This window comes from uncultured Oscillibacter sp., assembly GCF_910584465.1.
Taxonomy (GTDB): domain Bacteria; phylum Bacillota; class Clostridia; order Oscillospirales; family Oscillospiraceae; genus Oscillibacter.
In genome coordinates, this window is the sequence record NZ_CAJUBK010000003.1 from 83,134 (window position 1) to 90,749 (window position 7,616).

The window sequence follows — 7,616 nt, forward strand, 5'->3', positions numbered from 1 at the left end:
TGCAACCAAAGTTGCTTGATGCGGCAGGGATTCGAGGGATTTGCCCATAGTTCAAAAAATGAATAAAATTATGACTATGTGGAACCAGCACGATGATATGTCCTCCTTTTCATCGTACCATCACTCTCCTACACGTTCATATAACTGCAGATATTCCTGAAAGCAGGTCATCATATCAAACTTTTTCGCCTGCTTTAAGCAATCTTCTCTTGAATAAGGACGGTCTTCACATATCCTAACAATCTCGCATTCCAATGCATCGACATCATCACACTCCACAACGCTGCCGCAAGAGTTGTCAATACATTCTGGACTGCCTCCAGTTCTAAAGGTTACAGCGGGAACCCCACATGCCAATGCCTCGATATTTACCAATCCCAGAGTCTCCTCCCGTGTTGGATTGACGAATAGGTCCGCAGCTGTGTAGATCTCTGCCAATTCCGTTTGGCTCTGGGTCCGGGGAATCGAGATGATACTTTCAGGCAACTGCCAGCGTGTATTCTTGTCCGTGCCAACCAATACGATTTGGTACTTTTTCGGGTCCAAACGGCGGGCAAGCTCTATGAATACATCTAGTCCTTTGCGGTCGCTCCATCCAAAAGAGACTCCAAGCAATATAAACCTAGCAGTTATGCCATTACTTTTTTTGAAGCTGCTCTCTACTGGGCGAAAAACAGAGAGATCGATTCCGTTATAGATGACTTCAATGGGATACTTTTTCAAAAAAGATTTTTTAGCAAGATTTTCCAACCACTTTGAGGGTGTGACTATCGTCATGTTTTGTACATCTGCAAAACAGCGCCGTTTCAGCCTCCAGTTTCGTTTCGACTGGTCAAGCAGGCCTTCTGGATATGCCCAGGCCGGATATGGACATTGAAAACACCCTGTTTTCCAGCGATCGCAACCGATCATCGTGAAATGCGGGCATCTCGCAGTGAATGCCCAGCAGTCGTGGAGCGTCCAAACGACTGGGATATTACGTTTTTTGATGTACCGAAACAGTATGCGAAAATTGATAAAATCACCATGGAGATTATGCAGATGGATGATATTCGGCTGAAATTCCTCGATTTTTTTCAGCAGTCGACATGTTGCAATTGGGGCAAAGCATCCTTGCAGGCCGCTGTAAACGGCAAGACGATGGTTGATCCCCCGAAAAAAATCAGAGCAGATAATATAATCATCGTTATTGACACGCTTGTTTTTCGCGTTCCCGGGATATGCACAACAAACAGTATAACCCTCTTTCTCAGCGACCAACTTTATGCCATACGCGATACTCCCGGTGCTCCCATAATTGCTTAGATTAATAGAGAATATACGTTTCATTCAAACATACCCCCCTGTCCCTGTGTTTGCCCTTTCGCTTGCTCAATAGTCCGTACATCATCAAAAGATTTCCAAACGGGCTAAAAATTAAGCTCTCGCCCATACATAGACACAGCAAAACGGCCCCAACTAGTGCTTTTTCCAACGTGGATTTTCCCAATCCACATGTGCCTTTGAACCAGGCGATTAGCCAAAGCAGTCCATATAAAGTTCCGTGTGCTGCAAAGGGGATCAAAAGTGTATTTGTATTTGCCGTCATAGCGATACCATACATCTTCAGGGTCTCTTCTTCGTAATACGGTAGTACGTTCGACAATCCGGTCCCAAACACGGGATACCGCAGCCATAATTTTAGATTTACAAAAACAGAAGCTTCTCTAGCCCAATATGACTCATTTTTTGTCGTCATTTTCCCGAATACTTTATTTATAAATAAATCGAGTTTCGCGCTCATCAGGATGCAAGCCAGCAAAATCAAAATCGATCCGGCTATAATCAAGAGACTCTTTGTCTTGTTCGAGAGCATGTCCAACTTCGATAAAAACAAAAGCAGCCAAAACCCATAGGCAATGATTCCGGTCGTTGAGAGCGTGGTAAATACTGCGATTGAAAATACACAGATTCTTATGAAGTTTATTTTTTCGTAAAAATATAACTCGAAAATCAAAGCAATGATGAGGAACACTTGATAAACACCTGGCTCACGAAAAATACCATAATTTCTTGGAGGGTTTGGGCCATCGTATTGCACATAAAGAAACAGATTTCGAAATTTCACTGATCCGATGTTCGTAAGCCTTGGAGCAAAGGAGAAAAAATCATGATCAAAGACTTCCAGCACGAAGCACGCGAGAGAGATTACAGCGAGGGCAAAGATCACTCGATTAAAAACATGCGCAAATGTTTTGATATCAATAAACTCTACTGCAAAAAAAGCAAAAAGAGTCACCGCGATCCGGAAAACGTATCCATTTCTAAAATCATTTCTAATAGCCAAAGTGGCACCCGTACACAAAAATATTGAAAGCAGGGCCAAGATATGGATTGGCTCAAACTTCTTTCTTTTTGCTAGTGCGTACATCGGCAAAAACAGAGAAAAGCAGCAAAAGCAAACTTGTGGTATCTTTACACACAAAATATTTGCGTTCGTTCCGTACATGACGGTGTCTTCTGTAAAAAAAACGGTGAATAAAATAATGATAAAAAGGATAAGGCGAGTTTTCATTTCAGTTGCTTCATCAAATTTGGTCTGCATCTGCACACGCCTCCTTCCACATATCAAGGATCTGCTGCCCCATGACCTTTGGATTCTTTTTTTGCAAAATGAACTCACGGCTCCTTTTGCCGATCTCAGCTCTCTGCTCCTTAGACAATTCACAGACTTCTTTCAGCTTGTCCCGCAGTGCTTCCAGTGAATCATCCGGTACGTATTGGATGTACGCATCATATTCCTCCGGGATCCCATCCAGCTTGTACCCTACTACCGGACGGCCCGATGCCAAATACTCCATCGTTTTAGAAGGGAACGCATATCGAGCAAGCGTGTCGTTATTTTGCCGGGGGTTCACAAGAACGGTCGCTTGTGCCTGGCATTCTCGTACCTTATCCGTGTTCACATAACCAAAATTTCGTAATCCAGGGCACTGTTTTTCTAGATTCTGAATGCGCTTTTCCAAGCTCCCGCCGCCGCAGAACCAGAGCTCGTAATCCTGGTCGAATCGATAAAGCTGCAAAAATGCATTTATAAGGTTCTCGATGCCGTACGCCGGATTTAGAGTCCCGGTATAAAGGATTATCTTTTTTTCTGATGTGCTCTCCGGGAGCGGCCCTTGTGTATCGTTATAGATGCCCTCGATAATAACGGAAGGTTTTCCTGCAAATACCGGCAGCTCCTGCATATATTTGGTCAGTACTACAAACATTTCAAAATGCCGGATAAATCTCGTTTTAACGGCAGCTCTGAAACGTCCGCCCAACGTATCCTTTCCTTGGGTGTGAGCCAGGACCGCCAGATCCGGTATATCCGGCAGGACTGCGCAAGTATGGACGGCAGGGTAGAAACGCTTTATGAAAAGAACAGCAAGAGAGATCCCCACATGCAGTTCATACGTAAAGATACAAACCGATCCTTTTTCCGCGTCCTTAATGATCCGTCTCAAAGCGGTGAATGTTGTTACGGCACGGGAGAGATGCTTTAAAATGGGCAAATTGATAAAACCGCAATTCACATCCCGGGAGCCGTTCCCATGGCTCCATGACTGACGATGAAAAAAGATTTTAGGATAGGACGGGAATGTACGGATAGGGGTATTATTAATCAACGTGATGGAGGATCCGCTTGCTTCCTCCAAGCCTAATATCAGATTGCTGTTCAGGTTATGGTCCGCTAAATATAATGGGCCTTTCGTGTGGGCGGCTAGATGTTCATAATCTTTCATATTAAAGACAGAACTACAAAATAAATACTTCAAGGGGGATCCTCCTCCAGACCCATTCAAATATTCGGCAAGTAAAGGGCCTCCGTTTTTCGCATGCTCCGATTCAAAGTGCCTCTCGATTCAGGCAGGTCCCATCCTCAGGATCTCATCAACGGCAGAAGCAAATCTATCCACACACCGGATATCCCCCGTGAGCACAGCGGTCCCGGCCTGATCGGATATGAGGAACCCTGTGCAGCCACATTCGGCACATAGCGCACAATCAGATAGTTTATCCCCGATCACATAGCTGCGATCCAGGTCGATATCCCACTTCTCTGCTGCATCATGGAACAGCTTTGTCCCAGGCTTCCGGCAACGGCAATTTACTCGATACTTTCCGATCTTGGCTTCCGGCAGATGCGGACAATATAAAACATCCGTCACATGGACCCCACTGTCCTCCATAACGGCAAGCATGTATTGGGTCAGGCGGGCAAAGTCTTCTTCTGTGTAATAACCGCGGGCGATCCCAGATTGATTCGTGACAACGAACAAATGGAATCCCTGTTTTTCAAGTATGCGTAAGCCGTCTAGAACGCCTGGGATGAATTCAAAATCCTCGATCTTATATACATAGCCTTTATCCACGTTGATCGTTCCATCCCGATCTAAAAATACAGCCCGATCCATAGTCCTTACTTCCTTATGACAAACGGTCTTCGATCAACTCGCAGATAATATGAATGATAGCTATATGGCACTCCTGCACCCTTGCTGTTATCTTACTGGGAACAATGATAGAGAGATCGACTTCGGGAGCGATGCGGCCCCCGCTGCCTCCCAATAAAGCAGCAGTCTTCCCGCCGATCTCCTGTGCTTTTTTAAGGGCTCTATACACGTTTTCCGAATTACCACTTGTACTGATACCGATCAGTAAATCGCTGCCTGTCATATACGCCTCTGACATACGTTCAAACACGGAATGATAGCCATAATCATTGGCAATGGCAGTTAAAGCGGCCACATCTGCGTTCAATGCGATTGCGGGCCATCCTTTGCGTTCCCGCTGAAATCGTCCAACGATCTCTCCCGCGAAATGAAGCGCATCCGATGCCGAACCACCGTTCCCACATATTAAGATCTTACCTCCTGACCGAATAGTCGATATTATTTCTTCAGACAGCTCATGGATGCGCACCAGCATCTGCTCATCAGATAAAAGCATTTCCTTCGTGTAGATGCTCTGATGGATGCGTTCTTTTATCAAATCAAGATCCTGCATCGCCACCATGGTCGCCCCTTTCTATCTTCCTGATGATATCAGTCGTAGAGTGGTTTTCTAAATACGGCACTATCTCCACCCTTCCGCCATCTCCTGCCACAAGATCCGCGCCTACGACCTCTTCTTTCGTGTAATCGCCGCCCTTCACTAAGACATCCGGTCTGATCTGCCGGATCAACTCCATGGGGGTATCTTCATCAAACAGGACGACATAGTCTACAAACTCCAGAGCAGCTAACAATTCTGTGCGGTCATGCTCATTATTGATGGGACGCGACTCTTTTTTAAGACGTTTCACCGAAGCATCGCTGTTCACCCCTACCACCAAAATATCGCCGAAAGAAGCAGCTTGCCTCAAATACCCAATGTGGCCAAGATGCAGGATATCGAAACAACCGTTTGTAAACACGACGGTTTCTGTAGGGCGATGTTTTAGGGATCCCGTCAATTCAGATAGGGAGAGGACCTTTGATGTCCTGCCGTAAAGATCCTTCGATGACTGCTCTCCGCACCACTCCCTAGATACTTCATGGATCGAGACTGGCGCAGTCCCCATTTTTGTGACCTTAATGCCAGCAGCACAATTTGCAATCATTGCCGAGGTAGTGATATCCATACGATTTGCATAGCAGGCCGCTAAATAAGATATGACTGTGTCACCCGCCCCACTCACATCGTAAACCTCTCGTCTGCTGCTGTTGATTTGCTTTTCGATACCGTTGCCGATCAACAGCATCCCTTCACTTCCCAAAGTGGTCAAAACGTAATCCGCACCACAAATATCACACAGACTATGAGCAGCGCCGCGCAGATCCGCTTTTGTTTTCAAGGGGGCTCCGGCAGCAGTTTCCAGTTCCTTTCGATTAGGTTTCAGCAAGGTTGCACCTGCATACTTCTCGATTTCTGCATCTTTAATATCAATAAAGACTGGAACATCATATTCCTTTGCAGTTTTAATGGCTTCCTGACAAACAGATGGAGTCAAGACTCCTTTTGCGTAGTCGGATAAGATGAGCAGATCTGCACGCGCCATTTCCCGCTGAACAAATCGGATGATCTCCTTTTCATCTTCCGTGCTTATCCTCTCTGTGCTCTCCTCATCGATCCGGAGCAGCTGCTGATGATTTTTGGCTAATATCCTGGTCTTGGTGATCGTTTTCCGGCCAATATCTCTTATGACCCCCGATGTATTGCAGCCCAGATCCTCAAGCATTGCGATCAACGTGTCGCCAGTCGCGTCACGACCGATGACAGAAACAGCCACGACATTTTGCCCGGCAGAGGCCAGATTGGAAACCACATTAGAGGCCCCACCCAAGACAAAATACTCGTCTTGTTTCAAGAAAATAGGTACAGGAGCCTCCGGAGAGATCCGATGTACATCTCCCTGGAAGTAGCGATCGATCATGAAATCACCGATCACCATGATATTTTTCGTGCTAAGTGAAAATCGTTTTTTCCCCATTGCATTCAACCTATTTCATATTGAAATTTTTTATCTGCAACCCCCTGCAAGATAGAACGCGCCAGCACGATCACCGATGTGCTCGAGATCTCATGGATGCACCTGTAATTCGAACATTTCGCTTCATTTCCTTGCTCATAGCAAAATTGACACGGAAGATCGATTTTATAAAAGAAGCTTTTGTCAGAATACGGACTATGCAACATAGGATCTGTGCAGCTGAAGAGCGCAAGAGTCTTACAGCCCATCGCGGCTGCTATGTGGATCAAGCCCGTGTCACCACCGATCACAAGGTCACAGTATCGACAGGCAGCAGCTGAACCGGCTAGGCTCAACTTACCCGCCAAATCGATCCACTCATTTTGAACGATCCCGGCTTCTTGACAACGCAGCATCTCCTGCTTTCCGCCAAGTATAACGATGTGATATCCGTCTTTACTGAGTTCCTCTGCAACTTCCACATATTTCTGCAGATCCCATGTTTTTTGAGGGATGCTTGTCCCTATACAAAGGCCAACACTTTTATGAGGGATCGTGACCGGAAGTGTCGCTTCACAGCACAATCGAGGTATCTTCCCCTGCTGTGGTATCCCTGCGCTCAAGACAACGTTACGATTCCTTTCCACGATATGGGCCTCTTTACGCTGGACCGCATGGTACCGTCGTCTAAAGAGCTTAAACTCTTCCAGCTGCTCTCCGTAACTCTGCTTAGCTTTTGTCAAAAAGGCAAGCACCTGTGAGGCCCGGCGGTTTGAAATCGGCGAAAGGAAAAAATAGTCGAACCGCTCTTTTCGGATTTTAATGATATTTTCGATCAATAGACGTTTAGATGCCTTCAAGTCTATACGAAAAAGTTTTTGAACACGGGTATCACAGTGAAACAGTTCAGCATAGGGTTCTTTTCCCAGGATGATCCCGATATATGCATCCGGATCATATGCCTTTATACTGTCAAGCACTCCTGTAATTTGAACGATATCTCCGATCCCGTGGTGGACCTCAAGCAAATATTTCATTTGTGGTGGACCTCAAAAGTGGATAGAAGTGTTTGCCTGAAAGTCGGCGGATCTGCAATACCTTCATGGGCTCAGCCTTTCCTCCAGACGAAGTTATCGACGAC

Annotated in this window: 7 protein-coding genes; all 7 read right to left on the minus strand. The window is 45.8% G+C overall.

Annotated elements, in window-relative coordinates; genetic code table 11:
• Positions 1-120: 120 nt before the first annotated feature.
• The 7 genes from QZ332_RS02265 to QZ332_RS02295 all read right to left on the minus strand — a co-directional run bounded on the left by QZ332_RS02265 (position 121) and on the right by QZ332_RS02295 (position 7,512).
• On the minus strand, positions 121-1,329 hold the full coding sequence (locus QZ332_RS02265; RefSeq protein ID WP_295761808.1) for a glycosyltransferase: 1,209 nt from the start codon (positions 1,327-1,329) through the stop codon (positions 121-123).
• A complete protein-coding gene (locus QZ332_RS02270) occupies positions 1,307-2,584 on the minus strand; it encodes a hypothetical protein (RefSeq protein WP_295761811.1) in 1,278 nt (425 codons plus the stop codon). Before QZ332_RS02270 ends, QZ332_RS02265 begins: the two co-directional genes overlap by 23 nt.
• Positions 2,568-3,800, minus strand: coding sequence for a glycosyltransferase (locus QZ332_RS02275; RefSeq protein WP_295761814.1), 1,233 nt, complete (start codon positions 3,798-3,800; stop codon positions 2,568-2,570). Before QZ332_RS02275 ends, QZ332_RS02270 begins: the two co-directional genes overlap by 17 nt.
• An 87-nt stretch (positions 3,801-3,887) precedes the next feature.
• Positions 3,888-4,439, minus strand: coding sequence for an HAD family hydrolase (locus tag QZ332_RS02280; RefSeq protein WP_295761817.1), 552 nt, complete (start codon positions 4,437-4,439; stop codon positions 3,888-3,890).
• Between the two features lie 13 nt (positions 4,440-4,452).
• Positions 4,453-5,040, minus strand: coding sequence for an SIS domain-containing protein (locus QZ332_RS02285; protein ID WP_295761821.1), 588 nt, complete (start codon positions 5,038-5,040; stop codon positions 4,453-4,455).
• Complete coding sequence (gene rfaE2, locus QZ332_RS02290) at positions 5,018-6,496, minus strand: D-glycero-beta-D-manno-heptose 1-phosphate adenylyltransferase (protein ID WP_295761824.1); 1,479 nt, start codon at positions 6,494-6,496, stop codon at positions 5,018-5,020. The genes QZ332_RS02285 and rfaE2 overlap by 23 nt, the downstream gene beginning before the upstream one ends.
• A 5-nt stretch (positions 6,497-6,501) precedes the next feature.
• Positions 6,502-7,512, minus strand: coding sequence for a glycosyltransferase family 9 protein (locus QZ332_RS02295; protein ID WP_295761827.1), 1,011 nt, complete (start codon positions 7,510-7,512; stop codon positions 6,502-6,504).
• Positions 7,513-7,616 lie beyond the last annotated feature (104 nt).

Bases quoted from the DNA above. Each gene is read 5' to 3' on its own strand.
- QZ332_RS02265 (WP_295761808.1), bottom strand. From the start codon at position 1,329: ATGAAACGTATATTCTCTATTAATCTAAGCAATTATGGGAGCACCGGG.
- QZ332_RS02270 (WP_295761811.1), bottom strand. From the start codon at position 2,584: ATGCAGACCAAATTTGATGAAGCAACTGAAATGAAAACTCGCCTTATC.
- QZ332_RS02280 (WP_295761817.1), bottom strand. From the start codon at position 4,439: ATGGATCGGGCTGTATTTTTAGATCGGGATGGAACGATCAACGTGGAT.
- QZ332_RS02285 (WP_295761821.1), bottom strand. From the start codon at position 5,040: ATGGTGGCGATGCAGGATCTTGATTTGATAAAAGAACGCATCCATCAG.
- rfaE2 (WP_295761824.1), bottom strand. From the start codon at position 6,496: ATGGGGAAAAAACGATTTTCACTTAGCACGAAAAATATCATGGTGATC.
- QZ332_RS02295 (WP_295761827.1), bottom strand. From the start codon at position 7,512: ATGAAATATTTGCTTGAGGTCCACCACGGGATCGGAGATATCGTTCAA.